The 17,791-nt window shown below is 64.7% G+C and carries 18 protein-coding genes; 12 read left to right on the top strand and 6 right to left on the bottom strand.

Annotated elements, in window-relative coordinates; genetic code table 11:
* Window positions 1-105: 105 nt before the first annotated feature.
* From NKI29_RS14760 to NKI29_RS14740, 5 genes are all read right to left on the bottom strand, one after another.
* Entirely contained in the window at window positions 106-1,731 is a 1,626-nt protein-coding gene (locus NKI29_RS14760) for a copper resistance CopC/CopD family protein (RefSeq protein WP_352796589.1), read from the bottom strand.
* 56 nt (window positions 1,732-1,787) lie between these two features.
* A complete protein-coding gene (locus NKI29_RS14755; RefSeq protein ID WP_352746410.1) occupies window positions 1,788-2,306 on the bottom strand; it encodes a YcnI family copper-binding membrane protein in 519 nt (172 codons plus the stop codon).
* Between the two features lie 25 nt (window positions 2,307-2,331).
* Entirely contained in the window at window positions 2,332-2,868 is a 537-nt protein-coding gene (locus NKI29_RS14750) for a copper chaperone PCu(A)C (RefSeq protein ID WP_352456801.1), read from the bottom strand.
* A gap of 101 nt (window positions 2,869-2,969) precedes the next feature.
* On the bottom strand, window positions 2,970-3,326 hold the full coding sequence (locus NKI29_RS14745) for a DUF2946 family protein (protein ID WP_352588434.1): 357 nt from the start codon (window positions 3,324-3,326) through the stop codon (window positions 2,970-2,972).
* Between the two features lie 119 nt (window positions 3,327-3,445).
* Entirely contained in the window at window positions 3,446-4,348 is a 903-nt protein-coding gene (locus NKI29_RS14740; protein ID WP_352448373.1) for a GntR family transcriptional regulator, read from the bottom strand.
* Window positions 4,349-4,604: 256 nt separating this feature from the next.
* Between NKI29_RS14740 and NKI29_RS14735 the strand changes: the two genes are divergently transcribed.
* The 5 genes from NKI29_RS14735 to NKI29_RS14715 all read left to right on the top strand — a co-directional run bounded on the left by NKI29_RS14735 (window position 4,605) and on the right by NKI29_RS14715 (window position 11,141).
* The gene (locus NKI29_RS14735; protein WP_352568273.1) at window positions 4,605-6,110 is read left to right on the top strand and encodes a UxaA family hydrolase; all 1,506 of its coding nucleotides are present in this window, start codon (window positions 4,605-4,607) and stop codon (window positions 6,108-6,110) included.
* Between the two features lie 329 nt (window positions 6,111-6,439).
* Complete coding sequence (locus tag NKI29_RS14730; RefSeq protein ID WP_352796585.1) at window positions 6,440-7,435, top strand: ABC transporter substrate-binding protein; 996 nt, start codon at window positions 6,440-6,442, stop codon at window positions 7,433-7,435.
* Between the two features lie 103 nt (window positions 7,436-7,538).
* Complete coding sequence (locus tag NKI29_RS14725) at window positions 7,539-9,092, top strand: sugar ABC transporter ATP-binding protein (protein ID WP_023675207.1); 1,554 nt, start codon at window positions 7,539-7,541, stop codon at window positions 9,090-9,092.
* Complete coding sequence (locus NKI29_RS14720) at window positions 9,089-10,054, top strand: ABC transporter permease (protein ID WP_352448376.1); 966 nt, start codon at window positions 9,089-9,091, stop codon at window positions 10,052-10,054. Before NKI29_RS14725 ends, NKI29_RS14720 begins: the two co-directional genes overlap by 4 nt.
* Before the next feature lie 70 nt (window positions 10,055-10,124).
* On the top strand, window positions 10,125-11,141 hold the full coding sequence (locus NKI29_RS14715) for a zinc-binding alcohol dehydrogenase family protein (protein ID WP_352568274.1): 1,017 nt from the start codon (window positions 10,125-10,127) through the stop codon (window positions 11,139-11,141).
* Between the two features lie 18 nt (window positions 11,142-11,159).
* Here NKI29_RS14715 and phnF read toward each other — a convergent pair whose 3' ends face one another.
* Entirely contained in the window at window positions 11,160-11,903 is a 744-nt protein-coding gene (gene phnF, locus NKI29_RS14710) for a phosphonate metabolism transcriptional regulator PhnF (RefSeq protein ID WP_023675205.1), read from the bottom strand.
* A gap of 135 nt (window positions 11,904-12,038) precedes the next feature.
* On the opposite strand from phnF, the gene phnG reads away from it, so the two are divergent.
* The 7 genes from phnG to NKI29_RS14675 all read left to right on the top strand — a co-directional run bounded on the left by phnG (window position 12,039) and on the right by NKI29_RS14675 (window position 17,753).
* Window positions 12,039-12,500 carry a phosphonate C-P lyase system protein PhnG gene (gene phnG / locus NKI29_RS14705; RefSeq protein WP_023675204.1) on the top strand — a complete coding sequence of 154 codons (462 nt, stop codon included), beginning with the start codon at window positions 12,039-12,041 and terminating at the stop codon, window positions 12,498-12,500.
* Entirely contained in the window at window positions 12,500-13,108 is a 609-nt protein-coding gene (gene phnH, locus NKI29_RS14700; protein WP_023675203.1) for a phosphonate C-P lyase system protein PhnH, read from the top strand. The genes phnG and phnH overlap by 1 nt, the downstream gene beginning before the upstream one ends.
* 1 nt (window position 13,109) lies before the next feature.
* Window positions 13,110-14,222 carry a carbon-phosphorus lyase complex subunit gene (locus NKI29_RS14695; protein WP_352796582.1) on the top strand — a complete coding sequence of 371 codons (1,113 nt, stop codon included), beginning with the start codon at window positions 13,110-13,112 and terminating at the stop codon, window positions 14,220-14,222.
* A 265-nt stretch (window positions 14,223-14,487) separates the two neighbouring features.
* Window positions 14,488-15,447: an alpha-D-ribose 1-methylphosphonate 5-phosphate C-P-lyase PhnJ gene (locus NKI29_RS14690; RefSeq protein ID WP_502896699.1), complete on the top strand. Its 960-nt coding sequence runs from the start codon at window positions 14,488-14,490 to the stop codon at window positions 15,445-15,447.
* A complete protein-coding gene (phnK, locus tag NKI29_RS14685) occupies window positions 15,444-16,220 on the top strand; it encodes a phosphonate C-P lyase system protein PhnK (RefSeq protein WP_023675200.1) in 777 nt (258 codons plus the stop codon). The genes NKI29_RS14690 and phnK overlap by 4 nt, the downstream gene beginning before the upstream one ends.
* A 211-nt stretch (window positions 16,221-16,431) precedes the next feature.
* Entirely contained in the window at window positions 16,432-17,139 is a 708-nt protein-coding gene (gene phnL / locus NKI29_RS14680) for a phosphonate C-P lyase system protein PhnL (protein WP_023675199.1), read from the top strand.
* Window positions 17,136-17,753: a DapH/DapD/GlmU-related protein gene (locus tag NKI29_RS14675; protein ID WP_352796579.1), complete on the top strand. Its 618-nt coding sequence runs from the start codon at window positions 17,136-17,138 to the stop codon at window positions 17,751-17,753. Before phnL ends, NKI29_RS14675 begins: the two co-directional genes overlap by 4 nt.
* Window positions 17,754-17,791 lie beyond the last annotated feature (38 nt).

Raw genomic sequence — 17,791 nt, 5'->3', positions numbered from 1 at the left:
AGCCGCGATTGGGTTGGATGCCCATTCTTGATGACGATGATTGACGGGGGTTCGCGGCCGCGTCAACCGTCTCGCCGAATTGTGTTGCGCGGACCAGCGCTGTCTTCATGGCCGGATATCGATCGGCGCTTCGATCTTCACCATCTCGAAATCCGAGACCAGGATATCGAGCCGCGCCGTCCAGCGGCCGGCGACCGGAATGACGAGTTGGTCGACCCGCCAGGTGCCGTCGCCAAGCTTCGTCGCCGGGCGTTTTATCGGCTCGACACCGGAATCGGGCTTTGACAGGACCAGCGTCACCTGCTTGGCGTCGAGCGGGCCGAAATCGCCGGTCATGATGAAGATCGAAGCGGCAACAGGCCCGGTATGGCCGGGCACAATGCTGAGATCGGCCATCGCTTGCAGCGTGTGGATATGCACCGATGCCGGCTGTGCGGCGGCGATCGCCAGCGCGCGCGGTGGCGGCGTGAAGCGCCAACCGGCGGCGATGCCGAAGATCGCGACCACGATCAGCACCTCGATGCCGATCGAGCGGGCCAGTCGCCTCTGGACTACCGTCTTTCCCGCCTCGGCGGGGACCGTAAGCTTGAAGCGGTTGACGGCGGCGAGCGTGAACAGAAAGACGAGCAGCACCAGCTTGAGCAGCAGCAGCCGGCCATAAGCGGTATGGACCAGCGCCGACGGCGTTTTCACCTGGATGACGGCGAGCACGATGCCGGCTGCCGCAAGCCCGACCACGACGGGCAGGATCGCTTGCGAAAACCGGCGCAGCAACGGCCCGGCTTCGGCCGGCTGCCGTTTCAAGGCTAGACCGAGCGGCGTCAGCGCTCCGGCCCAGACAGCAATGCCGACGCCGTGCAGAAACACCATCGGCCTTGTCAGCCATTGCGGCTCGGCGGCACTGGCATGCCCGCTGGCGGCAAGTGCAGCGCCGACGCCGACCAGTCCGGCCAAGGCGAGCGGCCTTGCGTCGGCGGGCGGCACGACCAGCGATAGCAGGCCAAGGGCGAGCGCCATCAGCGCGATCAGCACCGTCCAGCCGAAGCTGGTACCGAGCGCGGTCTGCCAGATGACCGGCTGCGCCAGCAGGGCAAGCGGCGCGCCGAGTGCATCCAGCCCCTGGAAACCGAGCGACAAGAGTGCGGCGGCCAGCCCGCACAGGATCGCGGCGACGATCATGTTCTGGCCGGATCGGCCGCCTTGCGCCAGCCAGCCTAGCGCAAAGGCACCGCCGACACCGAAAAACAGGCCGATGTATAGAAAAACCTTGCCGATCCAGATCGCCGTTCGAAGCTCCCGGTCGACAGCTTCGGAGGCGGCCGGCGCAGCACTCGGCGCACCGACCGAGAACAGCACCGAGCCGCCGACCGGATGCCCGTCGGCGGAGATTACCCGCCAGCTCAGCACATGCGTGCCCGACGTCAGCGCCTGCGGATTGTCGATCTCGACGGTCTGGCCGCTGAGCCGGAAAGAGCTCAGCGGGATCGACGTACCGTCGGGCCGCACCAGCGTCAGCACCAGCGGCGAAACCGGCTCGCTGAAGGTCAGCGACATCTGCGACGGGCTCTGCGCCAGCACCGCACCGTCAGCCGGCTCGGCCTTGATCAGCGCCGCATGGGCGAAGGCTGCGTTTGGCGCGGCAATGGTGGCAAGCAGCACAATCGCAGCCAGCAGGCCGATGGCAAGCCGGCCGGTTGTGCAGGCCGTTCGCAGGATGGATGTCGCGCTCATGTCACCGCCACAAAGACAGCGGCGCGCTCTTTCGGATAGAGCGCGCCGCGTAAGGATCACGTCTTCGGCAGCAGCTTGAGGCCGGGCGCCGGAAATTCCAGCGCGTCCTCAGCCTGCCCGGCCGCCGGAATCTCGATCCAGCGATCTGCAATGCCGTCACATTCCTGCACCACCGGGAAATGCAGCATCTGGCCTGCCGGCAGGTCGGACGCCAGCGTCGCGCGAAAGACGAATTCGTCATAGAACTCGTCCGGCAGGCTGCCGGCGCTCCAGTCGATCTCCTTGACGCCGCTGGTCACTGCCTGGCCGTAGAGCTGGTAGGACTTTTCGTATTTGCCGTTCTTGACCTGCAGTGTCCAACCCGGCTTCGGCATCGGTTTGACCGAGAGCACCCCTTCCGGGATCTGCACGCGCAGCGCGGTCGTCGCCTTGCCCTCGCAGCCATGCGGCACCCGAAGAACCGCCTTGTAGGTCGAGCCCACCGCCGCCTCCGGCGTTTCGAGCGTGATGTGGGCAAAGGCCGCGCTGGTCCCGAGGACAAGAAGCACGCAGCCGGGCAAAAGAGATTTCTTCATGAGGCTACCTCTCGAAGCGGCCAAGTCAGTCGTCGTCCTGGGGCGCCGCGCTGCCGATGCCTTGCACGGCGAATTCAATCTGCACGGGCCCGGCTTTCTCGAAGGTCAGCGTGGCGGAGAACGTTTCGCCCTCCTTGGGCTGCCGCTTCAAATCCATGAACATCAAATGATAGCCGTTGGGCGCCAGCGCGACCTTGCCGCCAGCCGGGATTTCGAGGCCGCCGGTGACCGGCCGCATGGTCATCACGCCATTGCTGACGCCCATCTCGTGCAGTTCGGCCTTGGCCGAAATGTCGGAGGTGATCGACAGCAGGCGATCCGCCGCACTGCCTGTGTTGGTGATGGTGAAGTAGCCGCCGGCCACCTTGGCGCCGGCTGGCGTGGCGCGCGACCAGGGGTGCCCGATCTCGAGATCGCCAAGCTTGAACTCGTGTGCCAACACCGTCTGGGCGCTGGCGAACAGGAGGGCAAGAACGCAAAGGGCGACGCCGAGACGCTGCTCGAAACTACCCAGTGCGAAGCGCCTGCGGCTGGATGCGGCAGCGCGAAAAGAGTGAGACATGATTGCTCCGTGGACTTTAAGGGGGATCGCGCCGATGGCCGGTCGCGAACGATGTCGATAAACGCGCCGGCAAAGCGTTGCGCGGCGCGAACCAGAACGGATCAGGCCGTCGCCGGTGGTGCACGCGGATTGGACGGAGTGCGGGCGCGGGCGAAATCGCGATGCCGGAAGGCCGGCAGGAAAAAGGCGATGGTTTCGATGGAAAGGCTGCGAGCCAGGCTCCCGGCTGCATCCAGCGGCGCGTAGACCGCCGAAACGAGATTGCAGCCAAGCATGCAGCAAGCCGGCATGTGCTGCTGATGCGGATCGCCGGCGGGGAGTTGCGCCGCACCGTCATGGGTGCAGATCGTGTTGCCGAAAGCATCGAATTGCGAGGCTTTCGGCTCGACGCCGGACGCAAACGCGCCGAACATCGACTGGAGCATGAAAAGCCACGCCGCGGCGAACGCGACCGGCATGCTCCATCGTCTCCGGCGTATGGTCAAGAACCAGCCTCTTCACGCAGCAACGTCAGCTCTCTAGCACGGAGCCGGCGGCCGAAAAATCGCCAAAACGTTGCTGCGGCAACGCAACACAATCACGCGCGTTGCGGCTGCCTGCCCTCGGGAATGGACGTCAGCAGCGTGTGGCGGGCCGATTTCAGGTGCTTGCGGCAGGCGGCGTCGACCTTGGCGAGATCGCGCGATTTGAGCGCGGCGATATAGGCGAGATGCTCCTGGACCGCGACTTCGTTGCGCTCGCGCTCCTGCGCCTTGTTCCACTGGTAGTGGTAGTGGAAGATCATGGCGATGACGTCGTAGAAATCGACGATGAAGCGGTTGTGCGACGCCCGATGGATCAGCCGGTGAAAGCGCTCGTCAAGCTCGGAGAATTCGTTGAAGCGCACGGCGATCTCGCGCTCCAGCCGGTGATGCTCGTCTTCCAGGCGGTCGAGGTCGGCCCACACCGGGCTGTCCTCGGGCAGAGCGGCAAAGGCTGCGGCCGAGCGCAGTTCGAACATCTCGCGGATTTCGGTCAGCTCCAGCGCGAAGGCGCGGGTAAAGCCTTTCAGCACCCAGTGGCTGTTGCGGCGCTTCTCGATCAGCCCAAAGCGCGAGAAGCGGATCAGGAATTCGCGCACGCTGGTGGTGCCGACGCCGATCTCGCGCGCCAGTTCGAGCTCGTTGATCTGCATGCCGGCTTCGGCACCGCTGGCAAGCAGCCGCCGCATGAAGGAGCGCTCGATGATCTCGGCCAGCGTGTCGGTTTCTTCCTCGGGGAAGAAATCGTCCGGTCGCGGTTCGCGCAGGACCGTCTTGCTGCGCTTGTTCCAGTCGATCAGCCCGGTTTCTTCCATGCGCGCAAGGATAGTGCGGACCGTCGTGCGGCTGACGCCGAGCAGCGTACCCAGCTCCGGCTCCGAAGGCAGGCTCCTGGTTTCGTCGAGCAGCCTCAGACCGCGATTATAGGCGTCCTTGTAAACGTTGTTGCTCTTCGACATCCCCTGCCCCGTGGCGCATCTGCGTTTGCGGCCAGTGTGAAGCGTTTCTCGCGCATGAAACCGGTACCTTTTCGGAAAACATCATGCGCAACGCTAGTTTTGGTTGTAGAGCCTGCTTCTCGCATCCAAAAGACGCGTCGCGCTCTGGCGAAAAAACAATTGACGCAAAAATGTTTTTTCACGATAAAAGACATTATATGTTAAGAGCCGCGTGTCAATCCGCTCGCGCACCCAGGAACACACCCAGGAAGCTCCCGTGAACGCCGCAAACAGCATTCTTCTGTCTCCCGCCGACAATGTCGCGGTCGCCAATGGCCGCATCGAGATCGGCACCGTGCTGCCGGGCGGCGCCGTCGCCGCCGCAGTGATCGAGCCGGGCCACAAAGTGGCGATCAAGCCGATTGCGGCCGGCGAAGCCGTGGTCAAATACGCCCAGGCGATCGGCCGCGCCACGCAAGACATCGCGCCCGGCGAGCATGTCCATTCGCACAATCTGGTCTTCGAAAGCGGGCGTTTGCCGGTGGTGCCGCCGAGCGAGGCAGTGCATGCGACCGAGGCCGACCGCGCCCGCACCTTCATGGGCTACCGCCGCGCCGACGGCCGCGCCGGCACGCGCAACTTCATCGGCATTCTCGCCAGCGTCAATTGCTCGGCCACCGTCTGCCACGCCATCGCTGACGCGGCGAACCGCACGCTTCTGCCGCAATATCCCGGCATCGACGGCTTCGTCCCGATCGTCCACGGCCAGGGCTGCGGCATGAGCGCCACCGGCGACGGCATGATGGTGCTACACCGCACGCTGGCCGGCTACGCCCGTCATCCGAATTTTGGTGGTGTGCTGATGGTCGGGCTCGGCTGCGAGGTCAACCAGCTCACCCTCTACGGCCAGAAGGGCGTTGCCGCGGGAAAACGCCATTTCAACATCCAGGAAGCCGGCGGCTCGCGCAAATCGGTCGAGAAGGCGCTGATCGTGCTGGCCGAGATCGCCGAGGAGGTCGGCAAGCTTCAGCGTGAGCCGATCCCGGTCAGCGAGATCGTCGTCGGCCTGCAATGCGGCGGCTCCGACGGCATGTCCGGCATCACCGCCAATCCGGCGCTGGGTGCCGCGGTCGACATTTTGGCCGGCGTCGGCGGTGTCGGCATCCTCTCCGAGACGACGGAGATCTACGGCGCCGAGCACCTGCTTGCCTATCGCGCCGCCACCCCCGAGATCGCCGCCAAGCTCGACGGCTACGTGAAATGGTGGGAAGACCATGTCGCCAAGCATGGCGCTTCCATCGACAACAACCCATCGCCGGGCAATAAGCGTGGCGGCCTGACCACCATCCTGGAAAAGTCGCTCGGCGCGGTCGCCAAGGGCGGCCAGACGCCGCTCAACGGCGTCTTCGGCTATGCCGAAAAGGTCATCGGGCACGGGCTGGTGTTCATGGACACGCCCGGCTACGACCCGGTCTCGGCCACCGGCCAGGTGGCGGGCGGCGCCAACGTCATCGTCTTCACCACAGGCCGCGGCTCCTGCTTCGGCTGCCGGCCGACGCCGTCGATTAAGGTCGCCAGCAACTCGACCATGTATCACACGATGGAAGAGGACATGGACGTGAATTGCGGCGTCATCGCCTCGGGCGAAAAGACCATCGCCGGCATGGGCCGCGAGATCTTCGAACTGATCGTCGAGACGGCTTCGGGCCGCAAGACCAAGAGCGAAGAGTTCGGCTACGGCGACAACGAGTTCGTGCCTTGGCATCTCGGAGCGACGCTCTAAGCCGGACATGCGCAATAGTCGCGAACACCGGACGTGATCGCCAGGCGTCACAGTTCCAACGCTCCCGAAAAAGAATGAACATTCCATATTGACTGGATGATGGAATTAATATTCCATGCGACATATTGGAGGAGATTGGCAGCGGAGTTCCGAGGGAGCAAGCTTTCCCGCCCAGCCATTCGAGCGGCCATCAAACATCGCTTGCGCCGACCGAGGTGATGCACTATCAAAATGCGGTAAATGTTTTTTATTGATAAAGTTCCGTTTGGGCCGCGCCATCCGAATGGAGCTTCCGTAACATTCACCGGGCGACTTAGGGAGGACTCCTAATGAAATTCGTGACCAGCATTCTCAATCGCCGCGCCTTCGTGGCTCTCGCAGCCTCCTCGATGCTTGCCGGCGTGATGCATTCGGCGCCGGCATCCGCGGCCGACGCGACCATTCCGATCATCGTCAAGGACACCACGTCCTTCTACTGGCAGATCGTTCTGGCCGGCGCCCGCAAGGCCGGCAAGGATCTCGGCGTCAACGTGCCGGAGCTCGGCGCCCAGGCCGAGACCGACGTCAACGGCCAGATCTCGATCCTCGAAAATGCCGTCGCCGGCAACCCGGCGGCCGTCGTCATTGCGCCGACCGAAGCCAAGGCGCTCGGCAAGCCGATCGACGAGGCCGCCACCAAGGTCAAGATCATCGGCATCGACTCCGGCGCCGACTCCAAGGCCTTCACCTCGTTCCTGACCACCGACAACATCCAGGGCGGCCGCGTCGCCGCTGACGGCCTTGCCGCAGCCATCGGCGAAGCCAATGGCGGCAAGGTCGAGGGCGACGTCGCCCTGATCACCGCGCTTCCGGGTGCCGGCTCGCTCGAACAGCGCGCCCAGGGTTTCAAGGAACAGCTCGCCGCCAAATATCCCGGCCTCAAGCTGGTCGCCGACAAATACGCCGACGGCCAGGCCACCACCGGCCTCAACATCGCCACCGACCTGATCACCGCCAACCCCAACCTCAAGGGCATCTTCGCCTCCAACCTGATCATGGCGCAGGGCGTCGGTCAGGCGATCGCCGAGAACAGTCTTGCCGGCAAGGTCGGGCTGGTCGGTTTCGACAGCGACGAGAAGCTGATCAAGTTCCTCAATGACGGCGTCATTTCGGCTCTCGTCGTTCAGGATCCGTACCGGATGGGCTATGACGGCATCAAGACGGCGCTCGCCGCCTCGAAGGGCGAGAAGGTCGAGGCCAATGTCGATACCGGCGCCAATTTGGTTACCAAGGCCAACATGAAGGATCCGAAGATCGACGCGCTGCTCAACCCGAAGCTCGACTGAGCATAGCCGCAAGTGAACTGTTTCCGGGGCCTTTCGCCCCGGAAACATCCCACTCGTGCCAATCGCGAGGCCAATCTTTGGGGGCCAATCTGGGAGGATTGTCATGATGTCGACGGCGCAGGAACTCCATCCGGCCCCAACGCTGGAACCGGGCAGGACCATCCTCGAACTCCGCGGGCTGGAAAAGCGCTATCCCGGCACCCATGCGCTGAAGCCGGTCGATCTCGCCTTCAAGGCCGGCGAGATCCACGCCATCGTTGGCGAGAACGGCGCCGGCAAATCCACCCTGATCAAGCTTCTTACCGGCGTCATGCCGCGCACCTCCGGCGACGTCATCTGGGAGGGCAAGCCTGCCGCATTGGCAACGCCGCATGAGGCGATGGCGCTCGGCATCAATGCCGTGCATCAGGAAGTCGTCCTGTGCCGCCATCTCACCGTCGCCGCCAACATGTTCCTCGGCGAAGAGGATTCCCGCTTCGGCATCCTGCAGCAGCGGGCGATGATCAGGCAGGCGCAGAAGATCATCGACGATCTCGGCTTCGACCTGCCGGCGCATGTCATGCTGGGTGACCTGACCATCGGCCAGCAGCAGTTGATCGCCGCCGCCCGCGCCACCGTGCGCGGCACCAAATTCCTGATCTTCGACGAGCCGACCGCCTATCTTACCCGCAAGGAGGCCGACCAGCTGTTCACGCTGATCCGCCGGCTGAAGGGCGAAGGCGTCACCATCATCTACATCAGCCATCGCATGGAAGAAGTGTTCGAGCTCGCCGACCGCGTCTCGGTGCTGCGCGACGGCACGCTGGTCGGCACCAGGAACATTGCCGAGACCAATGACGCCGAGCTGGTCAAGATGATGATCAACCGCTCGATCGAGCAGGTCTACCACAAGGAGCATTTCACCCCCGGCGCGACCATCGTCGAAACCAGGAACCTGTCCGGCAAGGGTTTCGAAAATGTCTCGATGTCCGTCCGTGCCGGCGAGATCGTCGGCCTCTATGGCCTGATCGGCGCCGGGCGCAGCGAGTTCGTCACCACGCTCTATGGCCGGCACCGCAAATCGGCCGGCCAGATCCTGTGGGAGGGCAAGGAGGTCAAGGTCAATTCCGAACATGACGCGATCAGGCTCGGCATGGCGCTGGCCCCGGAAAGCCGCCGCGACCAGGGCCTCTGCCTCAACCTGCCGGTCGGACTCAACCTCAATCTGCCGATCTACAAGCGCATCTCGAGCAATCTGCTGATCTCCCGCGCGCAGGAAAAGGCGCAAGCCGATCGCCAGATCGCCGACCTGCGCATCAAGACGCCGACGCGCGGCGCGCTGGCCTCCAGCCTGTCCGGCGGCAACCAGCAGAAGATCGTCATCGGCAAATGGCTCGCCCACGGCGCCAAGCTATTCATCTTCGATGAGCCGACTGTCGGCGTCGATGTCGGCACCAAGGCCGAGATCTACCGCCTGTTCGGCGCGCTGTTGTCCAAGGGAGCCGGCATCATCCTGATCTCGTCCTACCTGCCCGAGGTCTATGAGCTCGCCGACACGCTGCACGTGTTCCGGCGCGGCAAGCTGGTGGCCACGCATGGGTTTCGTACCGCTGATCACGAGGAGATCCTCACCCAGGCGCTGGCCGAGAAACAAGAAAGACCGGGAGGGAAGATATGAGCACCGAGGCGATCGCTGCCGAAAGGCCGAAACGCAACTACAACGCCCTGTTCGGGCTGACACTGCTGGCGCTGCTGGTTCTTTTATGGATCATCCTGTCGGTGGCGACGCCGAGCTTCGCCTCCGCCAACAACATCTCCAACCTGTTACGGCAAGGGTCGATGATCGCCATCCTGGCGGTCGGCCAGACCTTCGTCATCATCACCGGCGGCATCGACCTTTCCGTCGGCGCCGTGGTCGGCTTCGCCACCGTCATCGTCGCGATGCTGATCAACGCCGGCACACCGGTTTTCCTCGCCATCCTGATCACCTTGCTGGTCGGCGTCGCCATCGGCATGTTCCATGGGTTCGGCATCGTCAAGATGGGCCTGCCGCCCTTCATCATCACCCTGGCAACGCTGACCTCGCTGCGCGGCATCGGTCTGTTGATGACCAATGGCAACTCGATCTCGATCAACAACGACGCCTTCCAGACGTTCTCGCGCAGTTCCTTCGCCGGCGTCCCCAATCTGTTCTGGATGGTGATCCTGGTCGGCATCCCAGCCTACATCTTCCTGCACCACAGCCGCTGGGGCCGCTATCTGTTCTCGGTCGGCTCCAACGCCGAGGCGTCGCGCCTGTCAGGCGTCAACGTCCAGCGCACCATCTACATGGCCTACACGCTGTCGGGCCTGTGTGCGGCCTTCGTCGGCGTGCTGCTTGCCTCGCGCATCGGCATCGGCAATCCGACACAGGCCGAGGGCTGGGAATTGCAGGCGATCGCCTCCTCGGTGATCGGCGGCACCTCGCTGTTCGGCGCTGTCGGCTCCGTGCACGGACCGCTGCTCGGCGCCTTCATCCTTGCCACCATCAACAACGGCGCCAATCTGCTCAACGTCAACGCCTTCTGGCAGCGCATCATCACCGGCGTGCTGATCATCGTCATCGTCTATTTCGACGGGCTGCGCCGCCGCGGCAAATAGACTGCCTCCCAATAACCGCCGGCCTCGCGACAGCAGGGCCGGCGGTGCCATGAACCGACTGGATTGAAGCATGAAAGCCGTCGTCTGCCGCTCGCCCGGCGAACTTGTCCTCGAAGACCGTCCGGCGCCTGGCGCGCCCCCCGCCGGCTGGGCGCTGGTCGCCGTCAGCCATGTCGGCATCTGCGGCACCGACTATCACATCTTCGAAGGCAAGCACCCGTTCCTCGCCTATCCCCGCATCATGGGCCACGAGGTTTCCGGCACCGTGACCGAGGTTAGTGAGGACGTCGATCTCGCCGTCGGCGAAGCGGTGATCGTCAATCCCTATCTCGCCTGCGGCAAATGCATCGCCTGCCGGCAAGGCAAGCCGAATTGCTGCGTCAGGATCGAGGTGCTCGGCGTCCACCGCGACGGCGCCATGTGCGAGCAGATCCTGGTGCCGGCGCAAAATCTTTATCCGGCAAACGGCCTGTCGCTGGCCGATGCCGCCGCCGTCGAATTCCTGGCGATCGGCGCCCATGCCGTGCGGCGCTCGCTCGCTGATCCAGGTGCGCGCACACTGGTCATTGGTGCCGGCCCGATCGGGCTCGGCACGGCGCTGTTCGCCCGCATCGCCGGGCTCGACGTGACGCTGCTCGACATGAGTGCGGAGAGGTTGGGTTTCGCCGAAAGCGAACTCGGCTTCGCGACCCTCGACGGCTCGCGGGGCGCTGCTGCCGACCTGGTGCGGGAAGCAACCGGCGGCGACGGCTTCGACGTGGTTTTCGATGCCACCGGCAACACCCGGTCGGTGCAGTCGGCCTTCGCCCATGTCGCGCACGGCGGGGCGCTGGTCCTGGTTAGCGTCGTCAAGGACGACATCGCCTTTTCCGATCCCGAATTCCACAAGCGCGAGATGATGCTGATCGGCAGCCGCAACGCCCTGCGTGCCGATTTCGACCATGTCGCCGCCTCGATCCGCAACGGCGCGCTGCCGCTGACAAAGCTGGTCACCCACCGCACCACGCTTGGCGAGACGCCGCACGACCTCGCCCGCTGGGCGCATGAGAAGTCCGGCCTGATCAAGGCCGTCATTCAAGTCGGATGATGCCAGGGCTGCCGCATCTCAGAGCGCCGACAATTTGAGCTCGATCCGCTCGGCCGGGAAGCGCGACTCCGAAAACTGTATCGGCTGACCGTCGGGCGTGACGTTGACGGCGACCGTCACCAGCACGATGGCGCCGGGCTGCAGCTCGAGGTCCGCAAGGTCGGCGGCATCGGCATGGCGCGCCGACAGCACAGTCGATTGCCTGAGATAGTCGTCGATGCCGAAACGTGCCAGCGATGCGGTGATCGAACCGGTTTCCGCCATGGCGGCATCGATGCCGGCAAAGCGCCTGGCATCGAACCAGCCGGCCGCACGAGACACCGGCATTCCATCGGCTTCGCCGCGCGTTTCCAGGCGTATCACATCGGCCCCCGTCGCAAGGCCTAAGCCCTCTGCGACACGACGGTTGGCCGGCTCGATCGATGACGCGAGCAAGGTGATATGCCGCTCGGACGCCTGTCCTTGCAATCCCTCGGAAAAGCGGGTGCGGGCGCCGATCGGATAAGACAGCCGCTTGCGCGACAGCACGAAGGTGCCGCGCCCTTGCTCCGCCCTGAGCACGCCCTCCTGCACCAGCGCTGCGATAGCGCTGCGCACCGTGTGGCGGTTGACGCCATAGCGTCCGGCCAACGCGATCTCCGGCGGCAGCGCCGCATTTTCGGGAAAATCGCCGACGGCAATCGAATGCAGGATCTGATCGGCGATCTGCCGCCACAGCGCGACACCGCTGCGCCGCTCGATGCTGTTGGCTTGTCCGATCATCTCCCGCCCCAATTCCTCGCGCCGATCTTTTGGCCCGTGTCACGTGCCCGTCATGGACACGCGCTAGATAATGGATATAATTTGTATAGTTGTCTATATCAATAGACAAAATGAACGCAGACGAGGAGCACCGCCATGCGAGGACGGGAAGCGCGAGAGCAGGCCGAGCGCAAGGCCGTGATGGCGACGCTGGCGCAATCGGCCGGCGACGACATCGTCCGCCTCTGGGACGAAGCCGGCCTGCCTTGCGAAGCGGAACTTCTGCGTGGCCCCGAAACCGGCCTGGTTACGGTACGCGGCCGCATCGGCGGCGGTGGTGCCCCTTTCAATGTCGGCGAGGCGACGGTCACCCGTGCCACGGTGCGGCTTGCGTCCGGCCATGTCGGCCACTGCTACGCGCTCGGCCGCGACAAGCAGAAGGCAAGGCTGGCGGCAATCGCCGATGCGCTGTGGCAGGACCCGGCCCACCGCAATGAGGTCGAGATCAGGATCGTTGCGCCATTGCAGGCGGCACTGGCCAAGGCGCGTGAACAGCGCCGCGCCGAGACGGCGGCGACCAAGGTCGATTTCTTCACCATGGTGCGCGGAGAAGACTGATGGATATCGCCGCTCAATCCATTGAAGGCGGCTTCGCCGATCCGGTATTCAATGCCCAGACCGTATTCCGTGCCGTGATGGACGCGATGGCGCGGCCGGGCAGCGTCCAGCCCTTGCCGGCCCTTGCCCACCCACCGGCGCCGCTGTCGGCCACCGCCGGCGCCGTTGCGCTGGCGCTGTGCGACAACGACACGCCGCTCTGGCTCGACCCGGCTTTGCAGGTGTCGGCGGTGAAATCCTGGCTTGGCTTCCATACCGGCGCGCCGCTGGCCAACACCCCGGCCGACGCGCATTTCGCGCTGATCGCCACGCCGGCCGAGATGATGGCGCTCGACGGGTTTTCGCAAGGCACCCAGGATTATCCCGATCGCTCCACGACGCTGATCCTCGAGGTCGGCGATCTCATCTCCGGCGCTGCGCTGCTGCTCGAAGGCCCGGGCATCGAGAAGACGGCGACGATCGCGCCGGCGCAAATGCCGCGCCATTTCGTCGAGCAATGGAAGCAGAACAACCAGCGTTTTCCGCGTGGCGTCGATATCATCCTCGCCACGTTCGACGCAATTGCCTGCCTGCCGCGCACGACGCGCATCAAGATGATGGAGGCGTAGCATGTATGTTGCGGTAAAGGGTGGCGAGACGGCCATTCGCAATGCTCACAAACTGCTCGCCGACCGCCGGCGCGGCGACCGTTCGGTGCCCGCACTTCGTCTAGACCAGATCGTCGAGCAGCTGGCGCTCGGCGTCGACCGGGTGATGAGCGAAGGTTCGCTCTACGACAGGGAACTGGCGGCATTGGCGATCGTCCAGGCGCGCGGCGACATGATCGAGGCGATCTTCCTGGTTCGCGCCTATCGCACCACGCTGCCGCGTTTCGGCTACACCAGGGCGATCGACACCGGCACGATGCTGGTCGAGCGGCGGGTGTCGGCGACCTACAAGGATCTGCCCGGCGGCCAGTTGCTCGGCCCGACTTTCGACTACACCCACCGGCTGCTCGATCCCGAACTTGCTGCCGACGGCGATGTCGCCGAGCCGGAACAGCGTGCAGGCGAGGCGGAGGCGATGCCGCGCGTCTCGGCCATCCTCGCCCGCGAAGGCCTGATCGAGCCCGACGGCGACATGCCCGGCGATCATGTCCCCGGCGACATCACCCGTGAGCCGCTCGAATTCCCGATGGCGCGTGACATCCGCCTGCAGGCGCTGTCGCGCGGCGACGAGGGGTTTCTGCTGGCGCTCGGCTATTCCACCCAGCGCGGCTACGCGCGCAACCATCCCTTCGTCGGCGAGGTTCGCATCGGCGAGGTCGAACTGGAACTGGACGTGCCGGAACTGCCCTTTGCCGTGCCGCTCGGCAGCATCCGCGTCACCGAATGCCAGATGGTCAACCAGTTCAAGGGCTCGGCCAAGGCGCCGCCGCAATTCACCCGCGGCTACGGCCTCGTCTTCGGCCAGAGCGAGCGCAAGGCGATGGCCATGGCACTATGCGACCGCGCGCTGCGCGCCTCGGAGTTGGGTGAGGATGTCATCGCCGCCGCGCAGGACGAGGAGTTCGTCATCTCGCATTCCGACAATGTCCAGGCGACCGGCTTCGTCGAGCATCTGAAGCTGCCGCATTATGTCGACTTCCAGGCCGAGCTCGACCTCGTGCGCCGCATACGCACCGAGCACGACGCCCGCGAAAATGCCGGCAAGGACGAAGAGAAGAGGCAGGCAGCGGAATGACTTCAGTTAGCTCCACCACCGTGACCTCCCCCGTCTGGGGAATGGCCTCCGGATCCGCCGTAACCGCTACTGCCGCCAATGGTCTCGCCTTGCGCGCCTTCCCTCGGCTCAGGAAGAACTATTCTTCGAAGCACAAAGGCAACCACCCCGACGAACACCAGCAACAGGATCCCGAGGCGCATCCATCCGGTCGGGGTCATCGGAGCCCAGCCCCTTTTCCGTGTCTTGGAACTCAATTCGGTAGCACAGAGCGGAAGCGATCGCCATGACCGACATCGCCACCTACAACTTCGCCTATCTTGACGAACAGACCAAGCGGATGATCCGTCGGGCGATCCTCAAGGGCATCGCCATTCCTGGCTATCAGGTGCCGTTCGCCTCGCGCGAAATGCCGATGCCCTATGGTTGGGGCACCGGCGGCGTCCAGGTCACCGCTTCGATCATTGGCCCGGACGATGTGCTCAAGGTCATTGACCAGGGCGCCGACGACACCACCAATGCCGTCTCGATCCGCGCCTTCTTCAAGAAGGTCGCCAATGTCGCGGTCACCACCGAGACGGCCAAGGCGACCATCATCCAGACCCGCCACCGCATCCCTGAATATCCGCTGAGTGCCGGTCAGGTGCTGGTCTACCAGGTGCCGATCCCCGAGCCGCTGCGCTTCCTCGAGCCGCGGGAAACGGAGACGCGCAAAATGCATGCGCTGGAGGAATACGGCCTTATGCATGTGAAGCTCTACGAGGACATCGCCAGGCACGGCCGCATCGCCACCACCTACGCCTACCCGGTCAAGGTTGAGGGCCGCTATGTGATGGATCCCTCGCCGACGCCGAAATTCGACAATCCGAAGATGCACCGTTCGCCGGCTTTGCAATTGTTCGGCGCCGGCCGCGAAAAGCGCATCTACGCGCTGCCGCCCTTCACCGATGTGGTCAGCCTCGATTTCGAGGACCATCCGTTCGAGGTGCAGACCTTCGACCAGCCCTGCGCTCTGTGCGCGGCCGAGAACGTCTATCTCGACGAGGTCATCCTCGACGATCATGGCGGCCACATGTTCGTCTGCTCCGATACCGATCATTGCGAGAAGCGGCGCAACGCCCCTACCTCCCCCTTGTGGGGAGGTCGCGCCGAAGGCGCGGGTGGGGGTACTGCCACCGCCTTACCCCCCACCCCGGCGCTACGCGCCGACCCTCCCCACGAGGGGGAGGGTAAGGAGAAGCAATGACCGACGAACCTTTGCTGCGCGTTTCGGCGCTGTCCAAATCCTACGGCTCGCGCGTCGGTTGCGAGAACGTCACTTTTGACCTCTGGCCGGGCGAAGTGCTGGCGGTGGTCGGCGAATCCGGTTCCGGCAAGACGACTTTGCTCAACTGCCTGTCAACTCGACTGCTGCCCAGCTCCGGCACCGCCAGCTACCGGATGCGCGACGGCCAGTTTCGCGAACTCTACCGCATGAGCGAGGCCGAGCGCCGCTTCCTGATGCGCACCGATTGGGGTTTTGTCCATCAGAACCCGGCCGACGGGCTGCGCATGACGGTGTCGGCCGGCGCCAATGTCGGCGAGCGGCTGATGGCGGTCGGCGACCGTCACTATGGCAGGATCCGCGCAACGGCGGTCGACTGGTTGTCTCGTGTCGAGATCGACGAAGACCGCATCGACGACGAGCCGCGCGCCTTTTCCGGAGGCATGCGCCAGCGCCTGCAGATCGCCCGCAACCTCGTCACCGGGCCGAGGCTGGTGTTCATGGACGAGCCAACCGGCGGCCTCGACGTCTCGGTGCAGGCGCGCCTGCTCGATCTGTTGCGCGGCCTGGTCACCGATCTCGGCCTGGCCGCCATCGTCGTCACCCACGATCTCGCCGTGGCGCGGCTGTTGTCGCAGCGCATGATGGTGATGAAGGACGGCCGCGTCGTCGAAAGCGGCCTCACCGACCGCGTCCTCGACGATCCGCGCGCGCCTTATACCCAGTTGCTTGTCTCCTCGATTCTGCAGGTGTGACGATGATTGCTCCGGCGTACCCCCCTCTGGCCTTCCGGCCATCTCCCCCTCAAGGGGGGAGATCAGCAGCTTTTATGTCCCGCCCGTTCTGCGACACAGGAGAATGGCGAAACCGAATGCGACAGCCAATCTCCCCCCCTGAGGGGGAGATGGCCGGCAGGCCAGAGGGGGGTGTTGGCCCGCAGACGAATGACGATTGGAGAACCCTCTGATGGCAACCCCGCTCGTTGTCTCCGATGTCGCGAAGAGCTTCACCATGCATCTGCGCGACGGCATCAAACTGCCGGTGGTCGCCGGTGTCTCGTTCGCGATCAGGGCCGGCGAATGCGCCGTGCTCGGCGGCCCGTCCGGCGCCGGCAAGAGCTCGATCCTGAAAATGCTCTACGGAAATTATGCCACCGATGAAGGCCAGATCATCGTCCAGCACGAGGGCGGGCTCATCGATCTCGCCTCGGCCAGCCCGCGCACCGTGCTTGCCGTGCGCCGGCTTACCATCGGCTATGTCAGCCAGTTCCTGCGCACCGTGCCGCGTGTCTCTGCGCTCGACGTCGTGGCCGAACCGCTGGTCGAGCGCGGCGAGGAGCGCGAGGTCGCGCACGGCAAGGCACGCGCCTTGCTGGCGCAGCTCAACCTGCCGGAGAAGCTCTGGGCGCTGCCGCCGGCGACGTTCTCCGGCGGTGAACAGCAGCGCGTCAACATCGCGCGCGGCTTCATCACCGAGCACCCGATCCTGCTGCTCGACGAGCCGACCGCTTCGCTCGATGCCAGGAACCGCGATGTGGTGATTTCCCTGATCGTCGCCAAGAAGGCAGCGGGCGTCGCTTTGCTCGGCATCTTCCACGATCACGACGTGCGTGAGGCGGTCGCCGACCGCGTCATCGACGTGACCGCCTTCGCCGCCGGGAAAATCGCCGCATGACCAGGAAACTGTCGGAGGCGCCGCTGATCCACGAGACGGCGGAAGTCGAGAACTCGACGCTTGGCCGCTGGACCGAGATCGCCGAGCGCTGCCGGGTTTCCGAAAGCACGCTCGGCGACTATTCCTACATGATGCAGGACTGCGGCGTCTGGTGCGCAACGATCGGCAAATTCGCCAACATCGCCGCAAGCGTGCGCATCAACGCTACCAACCATCCGACCTGGCGGCCGACGCTGCACCATTTCACCTATCGCGCCTCGGATTATTGGGACGACGCCGAGCACGAGAGCGAATTCTTCGCCAAGCGCCGCGCCAAACGCGTCACCATCGGCCACGACACCTGGCTCGGCCACGGCTCGACCATCCTGCCGGGCGTCACCGTCGGCGATGGCGCGGCGGTCGGTGCCGGTGCGGTGGTGTCGAAGGACGTCGCGCCCTACACCATCGTCGCCGGCGTACCGGCCAAGCCGATCCGCGAACGCTTCGACCGCCGCACCGCGGAGCGCTACCAGGCGCTCGCCTGGTGGGACTGGGACCATGCAAGGCTGCGCGCCGCGCTCGACGATTTTCGGGAATTGTCGGCGGAGACGTTTCCGGAGAAATATGGCGGCTAAGGGATCGTGAATGGTGAATGGTGAATAGTGAATGGCGG

The sequence above is a fragment of the Mesorhizobium sp. M0678 genome, from assembly GCF_040320505.1.
GTDB lineage: Bacteria > Pseudomonadota > Alphaproteobacteria > Rhizobiales > Rhizobiaceae > Mesorhizobium.
The sequence above is the reverse complement of the archived record's forward strand: the minus strand, read 5'-3'. Positions and strand labels throughout refer to the sequence as shown.

Bases quoted from the DNA above. Each gene is read 5' to 3' on its own strand.
- phnL (WP_023675199.1), top strand. From the start codon at position 16,432: ATGGCAACCCCGCTCGTTGTCTCCGATGTCGCGAAGAGCTTCACCATG.
- phnF (WP_023675205.1), bottom strand. From the start codon at position 11,903: ATGATCGGACAAGCCAACAGCATCGAGCGGCGCAGCGGTGTCGCGCTG.
- NKI29_RS14725 (WP_023675207.1), top strand. From the start codon at position 7,539: ATGATGTCGACGGCGCAGGAACTCCATCCGGCCCCAACGCTGGAACCG.
- NKI29_RS14745 (WP_352588434.1), bottom strand. From the start codon at position 3,326: ATGCCGGTCGCGTTCGCCGCGGCGTGGCTTTTCATGCTCCAGTCGATG.
- NKI29_RS14750 (WP_352456801.1), bottom strand. From the start codon at position 2,868: ATGTCTCACTCTTTTCGCGCTGCCGCATCCAGCCGCAGGCGCTTCGCA.
- NKI29_RS14695 (WP_352796582.1), top strand. From the start codon at position 13,110: ATGTATGTTGCGGTAAAGGGTGGCGAGACGGCCATTCGCAATGCTCAC.
- NKI29_RS14715 (WP_352568274.1), top strand. From the start codon at position 10,125: ATGAAAGCCGTCGTCTGCCGCTCGCCCGGCGAACTTGTCCTCGAAGAC.
- NKI29_RS14675 (WP_352796579.1), top strand. From the start codon at position 17,136: ATGACCAGGAAACTGTCGGAGGCGCCGCTGATCCACGAGACGGCGGAA.
- NKI29_RS14755 (WP_352746410.1), bottom strand. From the start codon at position 2,306: ATGAAGAAATCTCTTTTGCCCGGCTGCGTGCTTCTTGTCCTCGGGACC.
- NKI29_RS14730 (WP_352796585.1), top strand. From the start codon at position 6,440: ATGAAATTCGTGACCAGCATTCTCAATCGCCGCGCCTTCGTGGCTCTC.
- NKI29_RS14760 (WP_352796589.1), bottom strand. From the start codon at position 1,731: ATGAGCGCGACATCCATCCTGCGAACGGCCTGCACAACCGGCCGGCTT.
- phnK (WP_023675200.1), top strand. From the start codon at position 15,444: ATGACCGACGAACCTTTGCTGCGCGTTTCGGCGCTGTCCAAATCCTAC.
- phnG (WP_023675204.1), top strand. From the start codon at position 12,039: ATGCGAGGACGGGAAGCGCGAGAGCAGGCCGAGCGCAAGGCCGTGATG.
- NKI29_RS14720 (WP_352448376.1), top strand. From the start codon at position 9,089: ATGAGCACCGAGGCGATCGCTGCCGAAAGGCCGAAACGCAACTACAAC.
- phnH (WP_023675203.1), top strand. From the start codon at position 12,500: ATGGATATCGCCGCTCAATCCATTGAAGGCGGCTTCGCCGATCCGGTA.
- NKI29_RS14690 (WP_502896699.1), top strand. From the start codon at position 14,488: ATGACCGACATCGCCACCTACAACTTCGCCTATCTTGACGAACAGACC.
- NKI29_RS14740 (WP_352448373.1), bottom strand. From the start codon at position 4,348: ATGTCGAAGAGCAACAACGTTTACAAGGACGCCTATAATCGCGGTCTG.